At 69.1% G+C, this 21,081-nt stretch carries 22 protein-coding genes; 15 read left to right on the forward strand and 7 right to left on the reverse strand.

Annotated features, from left to right (window positions below; translation table 11 throughout):
• Nucleotides 1–142 precede the first annotated feature (142 nt).
• The 3 genes from AC1DNC_RS11345 to nucS form a co-directional block, all read right to left on the reverse strand.
• Nucleotides 143–346 carry a cold-shock protein gene (locus AC1DNC_RS11345; protein ID WP_011692441.1) on the reverse strand — a complete coding sequence of 68 codons (204 nt, stop codon included), beginning with the start codon at nucleotides 344–346 and terminating at the stop codon, nucleotides 143–145.
• Between the two features lie 305 nt (nucleotides 347–651).
• The gene (locus tag AC1DNC_RS11350; protein ID WP_476862653.1) at nucleotides 652–1,881 is read right to left on the reverse strand and encodes an N-acetylglucosamine-6-phosphate deacetylase; all 1,230 of its coding nucleotides are present in this window, start codon (nucleotides 1,879–1,881) and stop codon (nucleotides 652–654) included.
• A 34-nt stretch (nucleotides 1,882–1,915) separates the two neighbouring features.
• A complete protein-coding gene (gene nucS, locus AC1DNC_RS11355) occupies nucleotides 1,916–2,611 on the reverse strand; it encodes an endonuclease NucS (RefSeq protein WP_175322880.1) in 696 nt (231 codons plus the stop codon).
• A gap of 103 nt (nucleotides 2,612–2,714) precedes the next feature.
• Between nucS and AC1DNC_RS11360 the strand changes: the two genes are divergently transcribed.
• Nucleotides 2,715–3,053 carry an ATP/GTP-binding protein gene (locus AC1DNC_RS11360; RefSeq protein WP_476862654.1) on the forward strand — a complete coding sequence of 113 codons (339 nt, stop codon included), beginning with the start codon at nucleotides 2,715–2,717 and terminating at the stop codon, nucleotides 3,051–3,053.
• A gap of 23 nt (nucleotides 3,054–3,076) precedes the next feature.
• Nucleotides 3,077–3,874, forward strand: a complete 798-nt coding sequence (locus AC1DNC_RS11365; RefSeq protein ID WP_476862655.1) for an alpha/beta hydrolase — start codon at nucleotides 3,077–3,079, stop codon at nucleotides 3,872–3,874.
• On the opposite strand, the gene AC1DNC_RS11370 is transcribed toward AC1DNC_RS11365, so the two are convergent.
• Nucleotides 3,875–5,050: an AI-2E family transporter gene (locus tag AC1DNC_RS11370; RefSeq protein WP_476862931.1), complete on the reverse strand. Its 1,176-nt coding sequence runs from the start codon at nucleotides 5,048–5,050 to the stop codon at nucleotides 3,875–3,877.
• Between the two features lie 336 nt (nucleotides 5,051–5,386).
• On the opposite strand from AC1DNC_RS11370, the gene AC1DNC_RS11375 reads away from it, so the two are divergent.
• From AC1DNC_RS11375 to AC1DNC_RS11410, 8 genes are all read left to right on the forward strand, one after another.
• Entirely contained in the window at nucleotides 5,387–7,222 is a 1,836-nt protein-coding gene (locus AC1DNC_RS11375; RefSeq protein WP_476862656.1) for a hypothetical protein, read from the forward strand.
• A 115-nt stretch (nucleotides 7,223–7,337) separates the two neighbouring features.
• Entirely contained in the window at nucleotides 7,338–8,354 is a 1,017-nt protein-coding gene (locus AC1DNC_RS11380) for a co-chaperone YbbN (protein WP_476862657.1), read from the forward strand.
• Nucleotides 8,354–9,454: an NADH:flavin oxidoreductase/NADH oxidase gene (locus AC1DNC_RS11385; RefSeq protein ID WP_476862658.1), complete on the forward strand. Its 1,101-nt coding sequence runs from the start codon at nucleotides 8,354–8,356 to the stop codon at nucleotides 9,452–9,454. Before AC1DNC_RS11380 ends, AC1DNC_RS11385 begins: the two co-directional genes overlap by 1 nt.
• 26 nt (nucleotides 9,455–9,480) lie before the next feature.
• Entirely contained in the window at nucleotides 9,481–10,266 is a 786-nt protein-coding gene (locus AC1DNC_RS11390) for an ABC transporter ATP-binding protein (RefSeq protein ID WP_476862659.1), read from the forward strand.
• The gene (locus AC1DNC_RS11395; RefSeq protein WP_476862660.1) at nucleotides 10,248–11,819 is read left to right on the forward strand and encodes a transporter; all 1,572 of its coding nucleotides are present in this window, start codon (nucleotides 10,248–10,250) and stop codon (nucleotides 11,817–11,819) included. The genes AC1DNC_RS11390 and AC1DNC_RS11395 overlap by 19 nt, the downstream gene beginning before the upstream one ends.
• Before the next feature lie 52 nt (nucleotides 11,820–11,871).
• A complete protein-coding gene (nagB, locus tag AC1DNC_RS11400) occupies nucleotides 11,872–12,654 on the forward strand; it encodes a glucosamine-6-phosphate deaminase (protein WP_476862661.1) in 783 nt (260 codons plus the stop codon).
• A 71-nt stretch (nucleotides 12,655–12,725) separates the two neighbouring features.
• A complete protein-coding gene (locus AC1DNC_RS11405) occupies nucleotides 12,726–13,064 on the forward strand; it encodes a DUF3039 domain-containing protein (protein WP_476862662.1) in 339 nt (112 codons plus the stop codon).
• A 198-nt stretch (nucleotides 13,065–13,262) separates the two neighbouring features.
• Nucleotides 13,263–15,047, forward strand: a complete 1,785-nt coding sequence (locus AC1DNC_RS11410) for a DEAD/DEAH box helicase (protein ID WP_476862663.1) — start codon at nucleotides 13,263–13,265, stop codon at nucleotides 15,045–15,047.
• 104 nt (nucleotides 15,048–15,151) lie between these two features.
• Here the strand turns inward: AC1DNC_RS11410 and AC1DNC_RS11415 are convergent, their stop codons facing one another.
• The 3 genes from AC1DNC_RS11415 to AC1DNC_RS11425 all read right to left on the reverse strand — a co-directional run bounded on the left by AC1DNC_RS11415 (nucleotide 15,152) and on the right by AC1DNC_RS11425 (nucleotide 17,559).
• Nucleotides 15,152–15,496: a hypothetical protein gene (locus tag AC1DNC_RS11415; RefSeq protein WP_476862664.1), complete on the reverse strand. Its 345-nt coding sequence runs from the start codon at nucleotides 15,494–15,496 to the stop codon at nucleotides 15,152–15,154.
• Between the two features lie 80 nt (nucleotides 15,497–15,576).
• A complete protein-coding gene (locus tag AC1DNC_RS11420; RefSeq protein WP_476862665.1) occupies nucleotides 15,577–16,230 on the reverse strand; it encodes an isochorismatase family protein in 654 nt (217 codons plus the stop codon).
• The gene (locus tag AC1DNC_RS11425; protein WP_476862666.1) at nucleotides 16,231–17,559 is read right to left on the reverse strand and encodes a nicotinate phosphoribosyltransferase; all 1,329 of its coding nucleotides are present in this window, start codon (nucleotides 17,557–17,559) and stop codon (nucleotides 16,231–16,233) included. It abuts the gene before it with no gap.
• A 37-nt stretch (nucleotides 17,560–17,596) separates the two neighbouring features.
• On the opposite strand from AC1DNC_RS11425, the gene clpS reads away from it, so the two are divergent.
• The 5 genes from clpS to AC1DNC_RS11450 all read left to right on the forward strand — a co-directional run bounded on the left by clpS (nucleotide 17,597) and on the right by AC1DNC_RS11450 (nucleotide 21,045).
• Nucleotides 17,597–17,965: an ATP-dependent Clp protease adapter ClpS gene (gene clpS / locus AC1DNC_RS11430; RefSeq protein ID WP_476862667.1), complete on the forward strand. Its 369-nt coding sequence runs from the start codon at nucleotides 17,597–17,599 to the stop codon at nucleotides 17,963–17,965.
• Nucleotides 17,958–18,518: a DUF2017 domain-containing protein gene (locus tag AC1DNC_RS11435; RefSeq protein ID WP_476862668.1), complete on the forward strand. Its 561-nt coding sequence runs from the start codon at nucleotides 17,958–17,960 to the stop codon at nucleotides 18,516–18,518. Before clpS ends, AC1DNC_RS11435 begins: the two co-directional genes overlap by 8 nt.
• A 105-nt stretch (nucleotides 18,519–18,623) precedes the next feature.
• A complete protein-coding gene (locus AC1DNC_RS11440; RefSeq protein ID WP_476862669.1) occupies nucleotides 18,624–19,109 on the forward strand; it encodes a DUF2231 domain-containing protein in 486 nt (161 codons plus the stop codon).
• Between the two features lie 59 nt (nucleotides 19,110–19,168).
• Complete coding sequence (murI, locus tag AC1DNC_RS11445) at nucleotides 19,169–20,251, forward strand: glutamate racemase (protein ID WP_476862670.1); 1,083 nt, start codon at nucleotides 19,169–19,171, stop codon at nucleotides 20,249–20,251.
• Nucleotides 20,248–21,045, forward strand: coding sequence for an MBL fold metallo-hydrolase (locus AC1DNC_RS11450; protein ID WP_476862671.1), 798 nt, complete (start codon nucleotides 20,248–20,250; stop codon nucleotides 21,043–21,045). The genes murI and AC1DNC_RS11450 overlap by 4 nt, the downstream gene beginning before the upstream one ends.
• Nucleotides 21,046–21,081: the final 36 nt, after the last annotated feature.

Raw genomic sequence — 21,081 nt, forward strand, 5'->3', positions numbered from 1 at the left:
TTATCGGCTTGCCGTAATGGGCATTTGTGCGGGCAAACAATGCGTTCAAATAGCCGGCCGCGGACAAAGAAAATGATCCCCGGCAATAATGCCGGGGATCATTCAATCAGCGGTACTGCCGGAAGCAGTCCTGCCGGGGAGACTAGACCAGCGTGACGCCGGTAGCCTGGGGGCCCTTGGCGCCCTGGCCGATCTCGAACTGAACGCGCTGGTTCTCGTCGAGGGTCTTGAAGCCGCCGGTCTGGATCTCGGAGTAGTGAACGAAGACATCGCCATCGGAGTCATCCGGGGTGATGAAGCCGAAGCCCTTTTCAGCGTTAAACCACTTGACGGTTCCCTGTGCCATTTAATTCTCCTCATTACGGATCTTGAAGAAGTCCGGCGCACTTTGCACCGGGCTTGGTCACTCTGCGAGAAGAACCTTGGCTTCCGCCCGGTTGGACCGGGCCTTGGCGGCGGGAGCTTCACGCTCGCAACATGTCTTGCGAGCATGAAAAACACCTACACAAAGACTGGTACAAGAATTTCACGCCGCCTGCGTCAGGTCAACGGGCCCGGCTCATAATTCCAGAAATTTTATGTAAAGAGTTCATGAACGAGATCCGGGCGGCGGAAATCGGACGGACCCCGGGCGGGGAGGCGAAAGGCGCATTAGGAAAGCGGCTCCAGCCATTCCCCGCGGCGCATTACCCGGTAAAGGGCCAGCCCCGAATTGACGACCACGGCGTCCGCGCGCAGCCCGCGGCGCAGCGAGCCGAGTTCCGCGCCGAGGCCGAGGACCGAGGCCGGGACCGCGGTGGCCGAGAGGACGGCGTCGGGCACCGGGACGCCGGCGGCCGCGGTGCGGCGCACGACGTCGAGCAGGGTGGCGGTGCCGCCGGCGAGGGCGCCGCCGGCGTCGAGGCGGGCGACACCGGCCGAAACAGTGACCGCCGAGCGGCCCAGGGTATATGCGCCGTCGGCCAGTCCGGCGGCCGCCATCGAGTCGGTCACCAGGGCGACGTTGCCGGCGCCGGCCAGCTGGAACACCGTGGCGACAACGGCCGGGTCCAGGTGCGTGCCGTCGGCGACCAGCTCGAGGACGGCTTCGCCGGAGGCGGCACTGCGCAGGCAGGCGGCCACGGGGCCCGGCGCCCGGTGGTGCAGCGGCGGCATGCCGTTGAAGAAGTGGGTCACCGTGGGGCGTCTGCCGCGGCCGGACGGCCCGGCCCGCAGCGCCTCGCCGGCCGAGTGCAGCGCCGCCGCAGCGGTCGCGTCGTCGCAGTCCGTGTGCCCCAGCGAGGGCACCACCGCGTGCCGGGCAAGGAGCCGGACAAGTTCGTCCGCCCCCGCAAGTTCAGGGGCGAAGCTCATCGAGGCGAGGGTGCCGCGTGCGGCCGCCACCAGCTCGGTGAGCAGTCCAGGGTCGGGATCGAGCAGGAAGGCGGCATCCTGCGCACCGCACCTCGCCGCGGCGAGGAACGGGCCCTCCAGATGGATGCCGGCCAGCAGGCCTTCCTCGACAAGGCCGGCGAGCAGCCCGATCCCGCGCAGCAGCGATTCCCGCGGGGCGGTGACCAGGCTGGCCAGCAGGGAGGTGGTCCCGGAACGGTGCAGGAAATCAATGGCACGCCGCGCTGGCGCTTCTTCACCGCCGGGGAAGTCGCCGCCGTAGGCGCCGTGGCAGTGCAGGTCCACCAGCCCGGGCAGGATCAGGGCGCCCGGCGGCAGCTGAAGCCTGGGTGCGTCGCGGAACCCTGCAGGCGCGGGGCTGAATCCGGCAGCCGGGCCGGCGTAGGCGATCCGTCCGGCCTCCACGGCCAAGACGGCATCCGGCTGTACGGCGCCGTCGCTGACCACGGTGCCATACAGGACGTGCCTGCCGGCCGGGTCGAGGTTCATGCTCAGAGTCTAGGGCGCGTCCGCGGTAAGGGACCTAGAAGAGCCGGGACTCGCTGTCGTCGACGCCGCGCATGGCGTCGTAGTCCAGGGTGACGCAATCGATGCCGCGGTCGTTCGCCAGCACCTTGGCCTGCGGCTTGATTTGCTGTGCGGCGAAGATGCCGCGCACTGGTGCCAGCAGCGGGTCGCGGTTCAGCAGCTCGAGGTAGCGGGTGAGCTGCTCGACGCCGTCGATGTCACCGCGGCGCTTGAGTTCGATTGCCACGGTGGCGCCGTTGGCGTCGCGGGCCAGAATGTCCACCGGGCCGATCGCGGTGAAGTATTCGCGGCGGATCAGCGAAAAGCCGGCGCCGAGGGTCTCGATCTGCTCCGCGAGCAGCCGCTGCAGGTCTGCCTCGACCCCGTCCTTGATCAGTCCGGGGTCCTGGCCCAGTTCGTGCGAGGTGTCATGCAGCTGTTCGTGGATGTTGATGATGAGCCGGTCGTCGGTCTTCGCAGACTGCACGGTCCACTGCTCGATCACGCCGACTTCGACGTCGACTTCGTCCGGGGTTGAGACGCGCAGGCTCGCCGGGGGGCTCATCCAGTTCAGCGGCTTGTAGGAACCGCCGTCCGAGTGGACCAGGACCGAACCGTCGGCCTTGACCAGCAGGAGCCGGGTGGCGAGCGGGAGATGGGCTTTGAGCCGGCCGACATAATCAACGGAGCAACGGGCTATCACTAAACGCACCCGGACAACACTACCGCCTGCACCGCTGCTCCCGGGCGTCGCGGCCGCCTCATAGTGCCGGCGGAGTGCCGGCGGAGCATCCGGGCTGGGGCAGAATGGACTCATGCCCCGTTCCAACCGCCCCCGCCGAGCCGCATCCGGCAGAGGCGCTGCCGGTAAGCACGCTGCCGGGCCCGCACCGGAACTGGACCTGGAGCGCGCCCGGACCGGGATCGCGCGGCGCGAGAGCGCCCCGGACGGCGAGTGGATGGTCCGCTCTATCTCCGCCAGCCGGGCAGGGAAGACGTACGTCTGCCCCGGATGCTTTACCGCCGTGCCGCCGGGCACCGCGCACCTCGTGGTCTGGTCCGAGGACCACATCTTCGGCGCAGCCGCGGGCCTGGCCGAGCGGCGGCACTGGCACTCCAACTGCTGGAGCTCGCGCAGCTACCGGTACCGCTGAGCGGTTTCGCTAAGCTGGAGGGCATGACTTTCGACCCGGCGTCCTACGTGTTCAGCCAGCCCTCAACGCCCACTGCGATCCGTGCCTCGACCGTGCTGCCGGCGCACCGCGAAAATGTGGAACTCCGCACCGCGGACGGGCACCGGTTGGTCGGCGAGTTGGCGCTTCCCGAGTCCGGCGAGATCAAGGCAACCCTCATCACGCTCCACCCGCTGCCGACCCATGGCGGCTTCATGGACTCGCACGTCTACCGCAAGGCGTCCTACCGCCTCCCGGCCCTCGCCGGCATCGCGGTGCTGCGGTTCAACACCCGCGGGACGTCCTCGCCGCGGGGAACCAGCCAGGGGTCCTTCGAGGAAGGCATCGGCGAACGGCTCGACGTGGAGGCTGCGGTGCACTTCGCCGTCGAGCGCGGACTGCCGAACCGCTGGCTGGTCGGCTGGTCCTTCGGTACCGAACTCGCGCTGATGTACGGCGCCGCCGAGCCCGTGGCCTCCGAGATCGAGGGCGCCATCCTGCTCTCGCCGCCGCTGCACCGCGCCACGGATGTCCACCTCAAGGAGTGGGCGGCCTTCGGCAAGCCGCTGAAGGTCCTGGTCCCGGAGCATGACGACTACCTGCAGCCTGCTGCCGCTGCCGAACGCTTCTCCCTGGTGCCGCACGCGGACGTCGTGGGCGTCGACGGCGCCAAGCACCTGTGGGTGGGGGAGAAGTACGCCGGCCGGGTGCTCAACGAGATCGTGGCCGAGGTGCTGCCGGGCGGCGCTCCGGCTGCCCTGCCCGAGGAGTGGGACGGCCCGGTGGCCACCGCCCACGCCTGACTAGTGCTTGTCCTGGCGGACGATGAAGATTTCCTTGACCAGCAGCATGATCGCTGCGGCCGTGGGAATGGCGATCAGGGCGCCGAGCACGCCGAGCACGCTGCCGCCGGCGATGACCGAGATCACCGCGACCGCGCCGGGCACGGCGACTGCCTTCTGCATGATGCGCGGGGAGATGAAGTAGGCCTCGAACTGCAGGTAGGCGAAGTAGCAGATCGCGAAGACCACGGCCGTCTGCCAGCCGGCGGTGAGGGCGATGAGGGTCACCAGGACGCCTGCGATCATGCCGCCGACCAAGGGGATGAAGGCCAGCAGGGCCACGACAAACGCGAGCAGCAGGGCGAACGGCACCCCTACGATCGACATCACGATGAAGGCGAAGGTGGCATTCAGCAGCGCCACGCAGACCTGGCCGATCACGTAGTTGCCGACCGAACCGGTGATCTCTTCGGACAGGGCCTCGACCCTGGCGCGCCGGGACCGCGGGGCAAGCCGATAGCCCCACTTCTTCATGGCCGGCATGGCGGAGAGGAAGTAGAGGCTGAGGACCAGGACGATCAGGGCGCCGAACAGGCCGTTCGCCACGGTGGAGCCAAAGCCCACGACGCCGCCGAAGATGCCGCTCATGGCCTCGGGGTTGTTCACGAACTTCTCAAGTTCCTGGCTGATCCGGTCACGGACGCCGAACTGGCTGTCCACCGTGCGGAAGAAGTCGGAGTCGATGAAGTCCTGGATCCAGTGCGGAGCCTGCTGGACGACCTGCGTCACCTGCTGCACGATGGTCGGTATCAGGGTGGCGAAGAACCCCGTGACGGCCAACGCCAGCACGGCGACTGAGACCAGGATGCCCGCGGGCCGCGGCACCTTCTTGCTTTCGAGCCAGCGCACCACGGGGTCCAGGCCAAGCGCAATGAACAGTGCGGTGACGATCCAGAGCAGCAACTGGGTGGTGTTGGAACCGATCCAGTAGACGAGAAGGGCCGCGCCCACGCCGACCGTGCCCAAGAAACCGACGTACAGCGGGTGCTGGGACGACATTCGCGGTCCGGGAGCGCCGAACTTTGCGGTGCTTTCAATCTCCGACGTGGCCGCTTCGTCCTCGTCGTGCTCGGGCGGCATCTCGAAACGCAGTCGCGGCTGGGCTCCGGGCAGCGGCTGCCGCAGCCGGCGCGCCATCGAAATCAGGAACCCCGCCGCAGCCGCCCGCGGCGTTGAGAGCTGCGCGGCCGGCTCGTGCGGCCCGCGTGGCTGGCTGCCGGATTCCTGGCTGGCGGGGTGTCCTGCGGCGGAGGTATCCGTGGGTTCAGTCACTGCGTTGAAGGCCCTTTTTGTCCGAAAATTCCCTGCAAAACCGCGGTTGCGGGCCGGGTGTGATGATCACCGCAAACACTATCAGCAGCCTTGCCAGCTGGCGGCCCAGCGGGGCCGGACGGGGCCGGGGAAGGGTTGACAAGAGCGCCGATCTGACTCTCAGGTAACAAAACGGTTACTGTTAAAGCTACGTGTCCGCTGATGATAGGTAATATTTTGCGTTTCAAGACTGCAGTCGCACTTGTGCTGCTCGGCCTCCTGACACTGCTGGCCGGAATCGGCCAGAAGACGCTTTGGGCTCCGGCCGAGACCGTCACCGCCACCGCGCCCACGGGTGGCACCGCCGCCCCGCTGACCGTCTTCGACGAGAAGCTGCGTACTTTGCATGGCGGCACGGTGCAGATCCATGTCAAGGGGGAGGGCAACTTCATGCTCGCCGCCGGCCGGCCGGACGACGTCGATGCGTGGGTGGGCAAGACCGCCCACAACACCGTCTCCGGGGTCTCCGACGACGGCAAGTCCCTGCAGGTTGATCACGCCGACGGCGACGCAAAGGCGCCGTCCCCGGCAGGCTCGGACCTGTGGGTCACCACCGAGAACGCCAACGGCGACCTGGACTACTCCTGGACCGCTCCGGCGGACGGCGACTGGGCGCTGCTGCTCGCCTCGGACGGCACCAAGCCGGCCCCATCATCGATCACGATGACTTTCCCCAATGACACGTCCACCCCGTGGGCCGTTCCGTTGATGGTACTGGGCGGCCTGCTGGTCCTGGCCGGCGCTGCGTTGCTGCTGGTCAAGCCCGCCCGGAACCACTCCGACGACGGTCGTTCAGACGACGATCCAGCGGGCGGCTCCGGAGCCGCCCCGAAGGGCAGCCTGTTTGCGCGCCGCGCGCAGGCCAAGGCCCAGGCCAAGGCAGAGGCGAGGGCCGCTGCCCGCAGCACCGCCGGCGGTGCCCAGAATGCCGATCCGGCCCGGAACGGCAGTGTGGAACGCGTTGCCGCCCCCGCGGCTGTCCGCCGTCGCTCCGGCGCCGCGGTAGCGCTGCTGACCGCCGCCGCGGTTGCCGGCACCGGCGTTGCGGCGCAGGCCAGCCAGGCTCCCTCGCCGTCGCCTAGCGAATCCTCTTCCGCCGCCGGCCAGGCCGCCGACGCTCCGGTCCTGCTGGACGCGCAGTTCCGCCGCATCCTGGAGCAGGTGGCCAGCGCCGTCGACGCCGGGGACGCGGCCAAAGACGCGGCAAAGCTTTCGTCCCGCGTCGGGGCGTCCGAGCTCGAGGTGCGCAAGCAGAACTACAAGATCCGTTCCAAGGTGGGAAGCTACGAGCCCCGGATGCCGGTGCGCGCCACGAAGCTGCTCACCACCGTGGTCAGCAACAAGCGCAGCTGGCCGCGGTCCGTCATGGCTGTGACCCAGGGTGACGGCAACGTCGTTCCGCAGCTGCTGACCCTCGTGCAGTCCTCCCCGCGCGAGAACTACAAGCTGGTCGGGGCAACCCCGCTGCAGCCGGGGACCACCTTCCCCGGAATCAACCGCGGTGGCACCGAAACTCTGGCCGCCACGGACAAGTCCGGGCTGCTGTACAGCGGACAGGAAGCGCTGTCCGGGCTGGGGGACCGGCTGACCAAGGCCGACTCCACCTTCAAGGACAAGCTCGCCGAGGGAAAGTCCTCGCCGTACATCGCTGACACCCTGGCGTACCAGAAGGATGTGGTGAAGTCGGGTGCTAACGGCAAGTTCACCTTCAGCCACAAGCCTGTTCCCGAGGACACCGTGGTGTTCCGGACCGCCGACGGCGGCGCACTGGTCCTGGGCCGGCTGAACTTCGCCTTCGACGGCACGCCGAAGAACTCCGGGGACAAGCTGACGATCGGTAACGACGCAGCGGCGCTGGCTGGCGGCAAGGAGACCAGCACCGGCATGGTGTTGAACTTCGCCGAAGCCGTGGCCGTCTACGTTCCGCCGGCGGGTTCCAAGGACCCGATGAAGCTGGTGGCAGCCACACGCGGCCTGGTCGGGGCCAAGATCAAGTAGCCTTCCGCAGGACACCGCCCGACTGACACCGGCCGGAACCACAAGCACCGCAACGACCGGGCCGCCATCGCGGCCCGGTCGTTGCTGCGTCGGGCGTAGTGGATAGAGTGGAGCTATGACTTCGCCAGCTTCCCGCCCGGTCCCTCCAGCTGTCGCCAACCCGCTGAACCTGCGGGGCGCCGTCGACCTCTCCTCGCTGAAACAGCGCCCGGCCCCGCCCGCGGCCGCCGGGGCCGGCCGGCCTCCGGCGCAGGAGGCCGGTGCTGCCGGCGCGGGCTCTGCAACACCAGGCGGCGCTCCCGCCGGTACGCCGCTGCGGGTTGACGTCACGGAAGCCAACTTCCAGGAGCTCGTGGACCTTTCCGCCCAGGTCCCGGTGGTGATCGCAATGTGGGCCAACTACTCGCCGGGATCCGCGCAGCTCGTGGACGTGCTGGAACAGATCGTCGAAAGCTACGGGGGCCGCCTGGTCATGGGCGCGGCCGACATCGAGGCTTTCCCCCAGCTTGCGCAGGCCTTCCAGGTGCAGGCCGTCCCGACCGCCGTCGCCGTGGTCAAAGGCCAGCCCGTGCCGCTGTTCCAGGGCGGCGCCGAGGAGCAGCAGGTGCGCAGCCTCTTCGACGAACTGCTGAAGGTGGCGGCCGCCAACGGCGTGACCGGCCGGATCGGAGCCGGCGGCCCCGGCGCGGCCGAGCCCGAGGCTCCGCCGCTCCCGCCCCTGCACCAGAAGGCGTTCGACGCCATCGAGGCAGGCGACTACGACGGCGCTGCTGCGGCCTACCGGCAGGCGTTGACCGAGATGCCCGCCGACGCCGAGGCCAAGGCCGGCCTCGCCCAGGTGGAGCTCATGGGTCGCCTGCAGGCATTGTCCGCCGCGGACACGGACGCCGTCCGCGCCCGTGCCGCCGAGGAGCCGGACAGCCTTGAGGCCCAGCTGGCCGTGGCCGACCTTGATATTGCCGGCGGCCACGTCGAGGACGGCCTCGGCCGTGTCGTGGCATTCATCGGCCGGAACTTCGGCCCGGAGCGCGAGAGTGCCCGGGTGCGCCTGCTGGAGCTGTTCGACGTGGTGGGAAGCTCCGATGACCGCGTCGCCAAGGCCCGGCAGAACCTCGCGCGGGTGCTGTTCTAGTGGGCTCGGCACTGTTCACCCCGCTGGAGCTGCGCTCGTTGCGGCTGGAGCACCGCGGCTGGGTCTCGCCGATGTGCCAGTACAGCTGCGAACCGGAGACCGGCGAGGGCGTTCCGAATGACTGGCACTTGATGCACCTCGGCTCCTTCGCCACCGGCGGCGCTGCGCTCATCCTGACCGAGGCGGCTGCCGTCAACGCGGCCGGGCGGATCAGCCCGCGGGACGCCGGCCTCTACAACGATGACCAGGCCGAGGCATGGCAGCGGATAGTCTCCTTTGTGCACCGGCACGGCTCTGCCAACGCCAAGATCGGCACCCAGCTCGCCCACGCCGGGCGCAAGGCATCCTCCTACTGGCCGTTCTCCGGCAAGAGCGGCACCGTTCCCGTCTCCGACGGCGGCTGGGACACAGTTGGCCCGGGCACCGGCGCCTTTGACGGCTACGCGCCGCCGTCGGCCATGACCGAGCAGGAGATCGACGGCGTGATCGCCGACTTCGTTGCCGCGGCTGTCCGCGCGGTCGGTGCGGGATTCGACACGGTCGAGATCCATGGCGCCCATGGCTACCTGCTGCACCAGTTCCAAAGCCCGCTCGTAAATGACCGCACGGACCGCTGGGGTGGGGATGAGACCGGGCGCAACCGCTTGACCCTCGCGGTGGTCGACGCCGTCCGGGACGTCATCCCGGATTCCATGCCGCTGCTGCTGCGGATCTCCGCGTCGGACTGGGCCGAGGGCGGCATCGATGCCGAGGCCTCGGTGCGGCTGGCCCGCGCGGCCGGCGAACACGGGGTGGATCTCGTGGACGTCTCCAGCGGCGGTGCCGTGGCGCACCAGTCGATTCCGGTCGGGCCCGGCTACCAGACCGGATTCAGTGCCCGGATCCGCCGCGAGGCCGGCGTGCGGACCGGTACGGTGGGGCTGCTGACCTCCGCCGGGCAGGCCGAACATGCGGTCGCCACGGGACAGGCTGACGGGGTGTTCATCGCCCGAGCCGCATTGCGGGACCCGCACTGGTGGCTGCGTGCCGCGTTTGAACTGGGCCACGAGCTCGCCTGGCCGCCGCAGTATGAACGGGCTATCCCGCGGCACACGTTTTAGGCGGCCGCGGCGGTTAGTCTAACGTCATGACTTTCGAACAACCCCACCCGCAAACCCCAGTCCCGGCGCTGGCCCTGCGCGGGCTGGCCAAGCGCTTCGGCACCAAGATCGCGGTGGACGGCATCAGCCTCGACGTTCCCGCCGGCTCCTTCTACGGCATCGTCGGACCCAACGGTGCCGGCAAGACCACCACCCTGTCGATGGCCACCGGGCTGTTGCGGCCGGATTTCGGCACCGCCTTTATCCACGGGGTGGATGTCTGGCAGCACCCCCTGGAGGCCAAAAAACTGATGGGCGTGCTGCCGGACGGGGTCCGTCTCTTCGACCGGCTGACCGGCGAGCAGTTGGTGAGCTACGCGGGCCTGCTGCGCGGCATGGACCGTGAAGTGGTGGCGACGCGGGTCGCGGAACTGCTGGCCGCCCTGGACCTCAACCAGGACGCCGGCACGCTCGTGGTGGACTACTCCGCCGGCATGACCAAGAAGATCGCGCTCGCCTCGGCCCTGATCCATGCGCCGCGGCTGCTGGTGCTGGACGAGCCGTTCGAATCGGTGGACCCGGTCTCCGCCGCAAATATCCGAGACATCCTGGACCGCTACGTCGCGTCCGGGGGCACGGTGATCGTCTCCAGCCACGTGATGGACCTGGTGCAGCGCATGTGTGACCACGTCGCCGTTGTGGCTGGCGGCCGGGTGCTGGCCGCCGGCACGGTGGACGAGGTGCGCGCCGGCGAGTCGCTGGAGGACCGCTTCGTGCAGCTGGTGGGCGGACGCAGCCAAGCGGAAGGGCTCGAATGGTTGCGCACCTTCTAAGGCTCAAGCTCACCCTGCTCCGCAACGGGCTGCGGCGCAGCCCCTGGCAGCTTGTGGGCCTGGGGATCGTCGTGCTGTACGCCCTGGGGCTGGTCGGCGTCGGGGTTGCCGGGTTGATCCTGCTGCGCCAGGCCGACGTGGCGACGGCGCAGACGGTGGTGGTGCTCGGCGGCACCGCCGCGGTCCTGGGCTGGGCGGTCGTCCCGATCGTGGCTTCGGCCGCGGATATGACGCTGGACCCGGCCCGGTTCACGACCTTTGCCGTGCCGATGCGGAAACTGCTGGCAGGCCTCGCCCTGGCCGGGCTGATTGGCATCCCGGGGGCGGCGACGGCCCTCGTGGCGCTGGCCACCGTGGGCACCTGGTCGCGTGGCTTCCTGGCCGCGGCGGGCGCCCTGGCCGGCGCGGTCCTCGGTGTGCTCACGTGCATTGTGCTTTCCAAGGTGGTCACGGCCGGCACAGTTGGCCTGGCCAGCTCCCGGCGCTTCAAGGACGTCAGCGCGGTCGCATTCCTGATCCCGCTGGTGTTGATGGGCCCGATCCTGGCCGGCGTCTCCCGCGGGATCGCCGGCAATGCCGGGTTCGTGGCCAAGCTGGCGCGGTCCCTCGAATGGACGCCCGCCGGGGCGGCCTGGGCCGTCGGCGGAGAGCTGGCCGCCGGCAGCTACGGACCGGCCGTGCTCAAGCTGCTCATCGCTGCCGCGACTCTCGCCGCCCTGGTCCAGTGCTGGAAGCTCCTGCTGCAGCGTGCGCTCGTCACGCCGCCCTACGCCGGCACCGCAAAGAAGAAGGCAGCGGGCCTGGGGCTCTTCGCCCTGGCTCCGGCCACGCCCACGGGAGCGATAGTTGCGCGCTCGCTCACCTACTGGCTGCGTGATCCGCGCTACGCCGGGGCCCTCGTGGTGGTGCCGCTGCTGCCGGTGCTGCTCTTCTTCCAGGCCAGCCAGACCGGGTTCTACGGAATCCTGCAGTTCGTCGGGCCGCTCGCCGCTTTCCTGCTCGCCTGGTCCATCTCCTCGGACGTCTCCTACGACAGCACAGCCTTTGCCCTGCACGTCGCCGCCGGCGTGCGCGGCCTGCACGACAGGCTCGGACGGGCCGTGGCGTGCCTGGTCTTCGCCTTGCCCACGGTGCTGGTCTTCAGCGTCATCCCAATGTTTTTCACCGGCGACTGGGCTTTGCTGCCGGGCATCCTGGGCCTGACCCTGGGGGTGCTGTTCACCGGGCTGGGTTTGTCCTCCGTGGTCTCGGCGCGCTACACCGTGCCCGTGCCGCTGCCCGGTGACAGCCCGTTCAAAAAGCCGCCGGGCAACGTGGCCCAGACCCTGGCGGTGCAGTTCGGCGGCATGGCGGTCCTGCTGCTCCTGGTGAGCCCGGAGGTGGTGCTGGTGGCCCTGCAGCTGGCGGGCGGCAGCATGGTGCCCGGCTGGATCTGCCTGGTGCTGGGCCCGGTGCTGGGCCTGGGTCTCTTCGCGGCGGGCGTGCGGCTGGGCGGCAAATGGTTCGACTCGCGCACCCCGGAGCTGCTGGCACAGGTGGCCGTCAACCGCTGACCGGGTCCGAGGACCCGGGCCGGTAGCGCCGGAGTGGGATAGCCTGCCGTCCATGGAAGTCGTCATCCTGCCCGGCGGCAGGCCGGTCGCCGCCCTCGCCGCCGACGCGATCGAGGGCCTGTTGCGGCGCAAGCCCGAGGCAGTCCTGGGCCTGGCCACCGGATCCTCGCCGTTGCCCGTGTACGAGGAGCTCGCGCAACGGCATGAGCGGGGCGGCCTCGACTTTAGCCGTGCCCGCGCCTTCATCCTGGACGAGTACGTCGGGCTCCCCGCGGGGCACCCCGAGTCCTATCGCGAAGTGATCCGGCGCGAATTTACCGGCCGGGTGCACATCAGCCCGGACAACGTCCACGGACCCGATGGCGAGGCTGCCGACGTTCCGGCGGCCTGCCGGGCGTACGAGGACGCGATCCGCGCGGCCGGGGGAGTGGATCTGCAGCTTCTCGGAGTGGGCACGGACGGCCACATTGGTTTCAACGAGCCGGGGTCCTCCCTGGCTTCCCGGACCCGGATTAAAACGCTCGTGGAGCAGACGCGGCGGGACAATGCCCGCTTCTTCGGGAGCCTGGCCGAGGTGCCGCACCATGTCCTCACCCAGGGCCTGGGCACCATCCTGGAGGCCCGGCACGTCATCCTCCTCGCCACCGGAGCGCAGAAGGCACAGACCGTCCGCGACTTCACCGAGGGGCCGCTGGCTGCCATCTGTCCGGCGTCGGTCCTGCAGCTGCATCCGCATGCCACTGTCCTCCTGGACGAGGCGGCGGCCTCCTCGCTCCGGCTCGCCGATTACTACCGGCACAGCTACGACGGCAAGCCGCGCTGGCAGGGCCTGTGACGACGCTCCAATGCCCGGCGGCGGAAGCCGCCGTCGCGATACCGTCCGAGCCAGCGGCTAAGATGGATGACATGAGCAGCATGACGGATTCCGCCCTGGAAAATGACCCGGCAAATGCCCCGGCCAACGACCCGATGCGTGAGCTCTCCGGAGCCGGAACGTCGACGGCTACGATTGAGCGCGAGGAACTGCGGCAGGAAGTGGAGCCCGGCGACCGGGAGCGCTTCTCGCACTACGTGCGCAAGGAAAAGATCATGGAATCCGCCCTCTCGGGTGAACCCGTGATTGCCCTGTGCGGCAAGGTGTGGACGCCCGGGCGCGATCCGAAGAAGTTCCCGGTCTGCCCCGAGTGCAAAGAGGTCTATGAGGGCCTCCGCCCGGGCGGCGACGGCGGAGATTCCGGGAAATAGGCCCTTCGACTTAGGCCCCCGCAGCGGGCTGGATCCGCTGCGGCTTCCGGCGTAGATCCGGCACCGGAAGGTGCCCTTGCCCTACTGCGTAGTCCGCCGCGTTCCTGCTGTCCGGTTCATCCGAAAAAGATTGGTGTTTTTGTGCTTAATTGGGTTTCTCCGGAACCGGCAACCATGCGCGGAGGGGAGGACTCCTAAATGACAGAGACACTCTTTGGCGGCCCCGTGCTGCCGCCCGCCTATCCCGAGCGCGCCGCGTGGGGCACCGCCCCGAAGCTGCGCGCGTGGCAGCAGGAGGCCCTGGACAGCTATTTCAGTACCCACCCCAAGGACTTCCTGGCGGTCGCCACCCCCGGCGCCGGCAAGACTACCTTCGCGCTGCGCGTGGCCTCGATGCTGATTGAGGCCGGCGTGGTGAACCGGGTAACGATCGTGGCACCCACGGACCACCTCAAGCGCCAGTGGGCGGACGCCGCCGCGAAGGTGGGCATCGCGATCGACCCGAACTTCAAGAACGCCGACGGCCAACACGGCCGCGGCTTCATCGGCGTCGCTGTGACCTACGCCCAGGTGGCCAGCAAGCCGATGCTGCACCGGGCCAAGACCGAGGCAGCGCGCACCCTCGTGATCCTCGACGAAATCCACCACGGCGGTGAGGCCCTGTCCTGGGGCGACGGGCTGCGCGAGGCCTTCGACCCCGCCGCCCGGCGCCTCTCCCTGACCGGTACCCCGTTCCGCTCGGATACCTCGCCGATCCCGTTCGTCGAGTACGCCGAGGACCGCGACGGCATCCGCCGCTCCAAGGCCGACTACACCTACGGTTACGGCAAGGCGCTCCGGGACCACGTGGTCCGTCCGGTGATGTTCATGGCCTACTCCGGCCAGATGCGCTGGCGGACCAGCGCCGGGGACGAGATGGCGGCCTCGCTGGGCGAAGCCGCCGTCACCAAGGACATCACGTCCCAGGCCTGGCGGACGGCGCTGAACCCGGCCGGCGAGTGGATTCCGGCCGTGCTGGCCGGGGCGGACAAGCGCCTCAGCGAGGTGCGGCGCACCGTGCCCGACGCCGGCGGCCTGGTCATTGCCACCGACCACGAGGACGCCCGCGCCTACGCCGGCCAGTTGAAGAGAATCACCGGCGAATCACCCACCGTCATCCTCTCCGACGACGCCAAGGCCTCCTCCAAGATCGAGGAGTTCTCGGCTGGGGACAAGCGCTGGATGGTCGCGGTGCGCATGGTCTCCGAAGGCGTGGACGTCCCGCGGCTCTCCGTCGGCGTCTACGCGACCTCGACGTCGACCCCGCTGTTCTTCGCCCAGGCCGTGGGCCGCTTCGTGCGTGCCCGCAAGCGCGGCGAGACGGCGTCGGTGTTCCTGCCCTCCGTGCCGCAGCTGATGGCGCTGGCGAACTCCATGGAAGCCGAACGCGACCACGCCCTGGACCGCCCGGAGAAGGAGGACGCCGACGGGCTCTTCAATCCCGAGGACTCGCTGATGGACGAGGCGAACCGCGAGGAGAAGGCCTCCGACACGCTGATGAAGGGCAAGTTCGAAGCGCTGGACTCCCAGGCCTCCTTCGACCGGGTGCTGTTCGACGGCGGCGAGTTCGGCACGGGCGGCGAGGTGGGCTCGGAGGACGAGCTGGACTTCCTCGGCATTCCTGGCCTGCTCGACGCCGAACAGGTGGGCACCTTGCTGCGCCAGCGCCAGCACGAACAGCTCAACCGCAAGAACAAGCGCGCCCCGCAGGCTGCTGCGGCCGAGGCCGCGCCGGCCGTACCGGACCACCGGATGCTGATGGACCTGCGCACCGAGCTGGCCAAGAACGTCGCGGCCTGGTCTGCCCGGACCGGAACCCCGCACGGCGTCATCCACACCAAGCTCCGGACCGTGTGCGGCGGCCCGGCCGTGGCGCAGGCGAACGAGGAACAGCTACAGACCCGGCTGCGGAAGCTTCAGGACTGGTTCATCGGCCGGAAGTAGCGAGCGTCAGGCTGCCGCTCGCTGGCCAAGAAGGCCGGACGCGAAAAAGGGACCGGGTTGACCGGTCCCTTTTTGCTGCATTTCTATGGGCGCGCGGCCCGTCGTTACTGGGCGGCGCCGCAGGTCTGCGAGAGCTTCTGGCCGGCCGCGGTGTACTGGGCCTTCAGCTCATCAAGCTTGCCCTGGTCCGGGTCCTTCTTCGCGGACTCGTCAAGGTAGTCCACGATCGACTGCAGCGGTGCCTGCAGCTCGTCTGAAGCGTTCGCCTCGATCGGCCGGATCTGGTTGGCCAGCCGCGTCATGCCGAACTTGTCCGAGTTGGAGGTCGGCGAGGTGGTGATCGCCTTGACGCGGGAGCAGGTCTCCGCGTTGGTCATCTGCGGAGCCGAGCAGGCGGCTGCGCCGAGCAGGGTCCCGGCAGCGATCAGGACGGTCAGGGTCTTCTTCATGGTGTACTCCGGGAATTTACGGGTCCGACGATTCTGGCAAGGATTCCGAGTCTACTGTGCGGCTCGGGGCAGCGACGAGCTCAGGCGATGTCGACGCCGCCGAACTCCATTTCCGCGAAGGCGTCGTCGAGGTCCTCGGCGATGCCCACGGTGAGCCCGCGCAGCACAGTCACGGAGTATCCGGCCTGCATGGCGTCCAATGCGGTGGCCTTCACACAGTGGTCGGCGGCGATGCCCACCACCACGACTTCCTCGACGTCGTGGCTCTGCAGCCAATCATCGAGGCCGATGGCGTCCTCGCCAGCGGCGAACTCGCCGGCGGCATCACCGCTGCCGGCGCCGCCCACGGGCAGCGAGCCGGGCGTGCGGTCACCGGTGGGGACGGCGTCGTCCGGGGCGAGCAGCCCCTCGAAGCCCGAGTAGGCCGCTGTGAACTGTCCCTTGCGGAAGTAGGCCTGGATGTATTCGGTGTCCAGGTCCGGGTGCAGTTCCGCGCCGCGGGTGCCCGCGACACAGTGCGGCGGCCAGCTGTCGACAAAGTCCGGCTGCTCCGAGAAATGCGCGCCCGGCTCGATGTGCCAGTCCTGGGTGGCCACCACGTGGTCGAACTGCCCGTGGTGGGCGTCGACATATTCGCTGATTTCGGCCGCGAGGGCGGCTCCGCCCTCGACGGGGAGCGCCCCGCCCTCACAGAAATCGTTCTGCACGTCAACGATGATCAAGGCACGTGACATTCAGTCCTCCTCGTAGATAGTGGGGATGGCTGCTTCGCCGCGCTGGAGGCGGTTGACCACGGCCGGGAGCTCCTTCATGCTGTCCGCGTGGCGCCGCCTCGCCCGCACGACGCCCTCGGGGCCGGTCCAGCCGGGCAGCAGCTCGCCGTTCTTGATGAACTGCTGCAGGAGTTGCCGGTCGTTGCCGTCGTCGTCCGGGCGGTGCCCGATGCCGACGATTTCCTGGCTGGCGGTCCCGCGGTCGTTCAGCCTGCGCAGCGCGTACTTGCGGCCGCCCTTGCTGGTCTTGTTCTTGGCTGCCTTGGCCACCGGAATGAACGCGCCGGAGTCGTCGGTGCGGCTGACCAGCTTGTAGACCATGCTCGCCGTCGGCGCGCCGGAGCCGGTCACCAGCGAGGTGCCGACGCCGTAGGAGTCCACCGGGGCGGACTGCAGCGCGGCAATGGCAAACTCGTCAAGGTCCGAGGTGACGATGATCCGGGTGTTCTCGTTGCCGAGTTCATCGAGCAGTTGCCGCACCCACTGCGCCTGCGCCACCAGGTCGCCGGAATCCAGCCGCACCGCGCCGAGCTTGTCGCCGGCCAGTTCGACGGCGGTGCGCACGGCCGCCTCGACGTCGTAGGTGTCCACGAGCAGCGCGGTGCCGGCGCCCATCGAGGCGATCTGGGCCTCGAACGCCTCACGCTCGGTGTCGTGCAGCAGCGTGAAGGAGTGGGCAGCGGTGCCCACCGTCTTGATCCCGTAACGCCGGCCGGCCTCAAGGTTGGAGGTGCTGTCGAAACCGGCGATCACGGCGGCGCGGGCGGCCGCGACGGCGGATTCCTCCTGGGTCCGGCGGGAGCCCATCTCCACGCAGGGCCGGGTCCCTGCGGCCGTGATCATGCGCGAGGCCGCGGAGGCGATGGCGCTGTCGTGGTTGAGGATCGAAAGGATGTACGTCTCGAGGATGCAAGCCTCGGCGAAGGTGGACTCGACGATCAGGATGGGGGAGTTCGGGAAGTACGCCTCGCCCTCGGCGTAGCCCCAGATGTCGCCCGAGAAGGAGAAGTTGGCCAGGTACTCCAGGGTTTCCTCGTTGACCACCTTCGTCCGGCGCAGGAAGTCGATCTCCTCGTCGCCGAAGCGGAAGCCGGCGATTCCCTCCAGCAGCCGGCCGGTGCCCGCGACAATCCCGTAGCGCCGCCCGTCCGGGAGCCGCCGCGCGAAGGCCTCGAACACCGACTTGCGGTGGGCGGCGCCGGAATGCAGCGCAGCCTGCAGCATGGTCAACTCGTAGTGGTCGGTGTACAGGGACGTGCGGGGATGGTCCCAGCCAGCAGAGGTACTCACAAATTCACTCTAATGCGCGTCCCCATAGAATGGACAGATGACCCTCAGCGTTGCGCTCGGCCCTGATACCCAGGAGAGCACCCAGACCGGAACAGCGTCGTTGACCGACGTCCTGACCGCCCCGGACATCCCTTGGAACCTCGTGATCTGGAATGATCCGGTGAACCTGATGAGCTATGTGAGCTACGTCTTCCGCAGCTACTTCGGCTATTCCGAGGCGAAGGCCAACAAACTCATGCTGGAGGTCCACAAGAAGGGCCGCTCCATCGTGGCGCACGGCAGCAAGGAGCAGGTGGAACAGCACGCCGTGGCGATGCACGGGTACGGCCTGTGGGCCACCGTGGAAAAGGCCAGCGGCGGTAACGGCGGCAAGGGATCGGGCAAGGGCAAGGGAAAACGTGGCTAAGGCGTTCAAATACGGGCTCAAGGGCATCACCGGCTACCTCGAGCCGGCCGAGCGGGACCTGCTGCGCAGCCTCTTCGACGACGTTATTTCCATGCTGGAGCCGGAGGAGCGTGCCAACCAGGATCCACTGGCCGCGCTGGTGGGGCTGGATCCGGAGGCCCGGGAGCCCTCGGACCGCGCCCTGCGCCGGCTGCTGCCCAACGTCATGAAGGACGACGACAAGGCCTCCCTCGAGTTCCGCCGCTACACCGAGCGCTCCCTGCGCGAGAGCAAGATCGGGGCCTTGAAGGCCGCGGCCCTGGGACTGGACAAGGACGAGCTGGTGCTGACGCCCGCCGACGCCCGGCACTGGTCCACCGCGCTGAACGACGTCCGGCTGGTGCTCGCCGAACGCCTCGACATCCGGGACGACGCCGACGCCGAGCACGTGCACCGGATGCAGGACTGGTCCCAGGCCGAGGACGTGGAAAGCTACCTGGCCCTGGTCTACAACTTCACCACCTGGCTGCAGGAATCCCTGGTCCAGGCCATGCTCGCCTCGCTCGAGGCGTAAGCCGGATTCCGGTCTATACAGCCGGCGGGGGTCGGCGTACCGTAATTTAACGTGAGCGAGCTGGCATTGCCGCGACGTCTGACCCGGTCGGTGGGTGGGAGCCCCGTGTCCGAACGCCTTGCCGTGGTCCAGGAGCGGATCTATCGGCCGCTCATTGACTGGGCACGGCGCAGCCCGCTTCACAGCGGCGTCCTGGGCCACTCGGTGCATCCGCTGCTGACGGACGTGACGCTGGGATGCTGGCTCAGCGCCGCCATTCTGGACCTCGCCGGTGGATCCCAGTCGCGTTCCGGGGCCAAGGTCCTGATCGGGGCAGGGCTTGCCGCAGCGGTGCCCACCGCCCTCGCCGGCGCCGCGGACTGGGCGGAGATGAGCGGGGAAGAGCGCCGGATCGGCGCCGTCCACGCGCTTGGCACGGATCTTTCGGTCTTCCTATTCCTGGCATCGCTGATCGCACGGCTGCGCGGCCGGCACAGCCTGGGCGTACGGCTCGGACTCGCCGGCAACGCCGTCGTCACCGGAGCCGGTTTCCTGGGCGGCCACCTGGCGCTCAACCGGGGCACGGCGCGGCGGGTCGGCACCGGAACCTGAAGGCCGGCTGCGGCGGGTCAGGTGTGACCCAACAGACACGAGTCGCTCGACACAATGTGATGGCCGCACCTGTGGCGAAGCCCTATCCTCGAATAATCATGACTTCAGCATCGAGCACGGATCCGGCAGCGGACGCTGCGGCGGAGACCGCAGCGGGCAGTACCGGGGACGCCCGGACGGGGGAGCGCCCCATCGGCGTTTTTGATTCGGGCGTTGGCGGCCTCACGGTGGCCCGGTCCATCATCGACCAGCTGCCCAACGAATCCATCCTCTACGTTGGCGACACCGCCCACGGCCCGTACGGTCCGCTGCCCATTGCCGAGGTGCGGGCCAATGCCCTCGGCGTGATGGACGAGCTGGTCGACTCCGGCGTCAAACTCCTCACTATTGCCTGCAACTCCGCGTCCGCCGCCGTGCTCCGGGACGCCCGGGAACGGTACACCGCCCGGTACGGCATCCCGGTAATCGAGGTGATCCAGCCCGCCGTCCGGCGCGCGGTCGCGGCCACCCGCAACGGCCGCATCGGCGTGATCGGGACCTCCGCCACCGTGGGCTCCCGCGCCTACGAGGACACCTTCGCGGCCGCGCCGGACTTGGAGATCACGTCCGTGGCCTGCCCGGCGTTCGTGCCCTACGTGGAGGCCGGCATCACCACCGGGCCGGAACTACTCGCCGTCGCCCGTGAATACCTCGCCCCGCTCACCGCGGCCGGCGTGGACACCGTGGTGCTGGGCTGCACCCACTACCCGCTGCTGACCGGAGTGCTCTCCTTTGTTCTGGGCGAGGACGTCACCCTGGTGTCCAGCGCGGAGGAAACCGCCAAGGACGTGTACCGGGCACTGGCTTCGCGGGGACTTGAGCGCACCGGGACGACTGCCCCGGAACACAACTTCATCGCCACCGGCGACGCCGCGCAGTTCGAACACCTGGCCCGCCGTTTCCTCGGCCCCGAGGTCCTCAGCGTCCGCCACGTGGATCATGTGGCCGCGCAGTACCCCACCGGCAGCCTCGCCCGGATCACCCCGGAAATGATCGCCGCTGCGCAGGCTGCCGCCGGCCGGCCGCGGATCTCCAACTTCGTCTCCTCCGCCTCTGCCTCCGGCGGGGTGCCGCTGGCGGGCCTCCGGAGGTCCGGCCTGTGAAGCTGACCATCGTGGGCTGTACCGGATCCTTTCCGGGGCCCGGCTCGCCGGCGTCGTGCTACCTGCTGACCGCGCACGACGGCGAGCGGAGCTGGAAGATCGTGCTGGACCTGGGCAGCGGTGCGCTTGGCGCCATCCAGCGGTACACCGACCTGGAGGACATCGACGCGATCTTCCTGAGCCACCTCCACCCGGACCACTGCATGGACCTGTGCGGGCTGCACGTCGCGGTGCGCTGGAAGCCGGGCGGCTGGGGGCGCGGCCGGATCCCGGTCTGGGGCCCCGCCGCCACCGCGGACCGGATGGCCACCGCCTACGGCCTGGATCTGGACCCGGGCATGCACGAGGAGTTCGACTTCAGCAACTGGTCCGAACGGAAGCCCGTGACCATGGGCCCGTTCACGGTGACCCCCTTCGCGGTGAACCACCCGGTCGAGGAGGCCTACGCCCTGCGGGTGGAGGTCACCGAACCGGACAAGGACGGCAACCCGGTCACACGGGTGCTGGGCTACTCGGGGGACACCGACTCCTGCAGCGGCCTCGAGGACGCGGCCCGGGACGCGGACCTGTTCCTCTGCGAGGCGGCGTTCGAGGAGGGCCGGGACGACGGCATCAAGGACGTCCACCTGACCGGCAAGCGCGCCGGCGAAGCAGCCGTGGCAGCCGGGGCGCGGCGGCTGCTGCTCACGCACATTCCGGTCTGGACGTCCCCGCCGAAGGTGATGGCCGAGGCCAAGGAGGTCTTCGGCCAGCACGTGGCCGTCGCGGTCGCGGGCGTGCACTACACCGTCTGAGCTGACGTTGGAGGCAAGAGCACGCGCCGGGTCGAT

It is taken from the genome of Arthrobacter sp. 01N442, assembly GCF_056399345.1.

Bases quoted from the DNA above. Each gene is read 5' to 3' on its own strand.
- AC1DNC_RS11405 (WP_476862662.1), top strand. From the start codon at position 12,726: ATGAGCAGCATGACGGATTCCGCCCTGGAAAATGACCCGGCAAATGCC.
- AC1DNC_RS11395 (WP_476862660.1), top strand. From the start codon at position 10,248: ATGGTTGCGCACCTTCTAAGGCTCAAGCTCACCCTGCTCCGCAACGGG.
- AC1DNC_RS11370 (WP_476862931.1), bottom strand. From the start codon at position 5,050: ATGGCGCGCCGGCTGCGGCAGCCGCTGCCCGGAGCCCAGCCGCGACTG.
- AC1DNC_RS11375 (WP_476862656.1), top strand. From the start codon at position 5,387: ATGATAGGTAATATTTTGCGTTTCAAGACTGCAGTCGCACTTGTGCTG.
- nagB (WP_476862661.1), top strand. From the start codon at position 11,872: ATGGAAGTCGTCATCCTGCCCGGCGGCAGGCCGGTCGCCGCCCTCGCC.
- AC1DNC_RS11380 (WP_476862657.1), top strand. From the start codon at position 7,338: ATGACTTCGCCAGCTTCCCGCCCGGTCCCTCCAGCTGTCGCCAACCCG.
- AC1DNC_RS11365 (WP_476862655.1), top strand. From the start codon at position 3,077: ATGACTTTCGACCCGGCGTCCTACGTGTTCAGCCAGCCCTCAACGCCC.
- AC1DNC_RS11350 (WP_476862653.1), bottom strand. From the start codon at position 1,881: ATGAACCTCGACCCGGCCGGCAGGCACGTCCTGTATGGCACCGTGGTC.
- AC1DNC_RS11420 (WP_476862665.1), bottom strand. From the start codon at position 16,230: ATGTCACGTGCCTTGATCATCGTTGACGTGCAGAACGATTTCTGTGAG.
- murI (WP_476862670.1), top strand. From the start codon at position 19,169: ATGGCCGCACCTGTGGCGAAGCCCTATCCTCGAATAATCATGACTTCA.
- clpS (WP_476862667.1), top strand. From the start codon at position 17,597: ATGACCCTCAGCGTTGCGCTCGGCCCTGATACCCAGGAGAGCACCCAG.
- AC1DNC_RS11345 (WP_011692441.1), bottom strand. From the start codon at position 346: ATGGCACAGGGAACCGTCAAGTGGTTTAACGCTGAAAAGGGCTTCGGC.
- AC1DNC_RS11410 (WP_476862663.1), top strand. From the start codon at position 13,263: ATGACAGAGACACTCTTTGGCGGCCCCGTGCTGCCGCCCGCCTATCCC.
- AC1DNC_RS11360 (WP_476862654.1), top strand. From the start codon at position 2,715: ATGCCCCGTTCCAACCGCCCCCGCCGAGCCGCATCCGGCAGAGGCGCT.
- AC1DNC_RS11390 (WP_476862659.1), top strand. From the start codon at position 9,481: ATGACTTTCGAACAACCCCACCCGCAAACCCCAGTCCCGGCGCTGGCC.
- AC1DNC_RS11415 (WP_476862664.1), bottom strand. From the start codon at position 15,496: ATGAAGAAGACCCTGACCGTCCTGATCGCTGCCGGGACCCTGCTCGGC.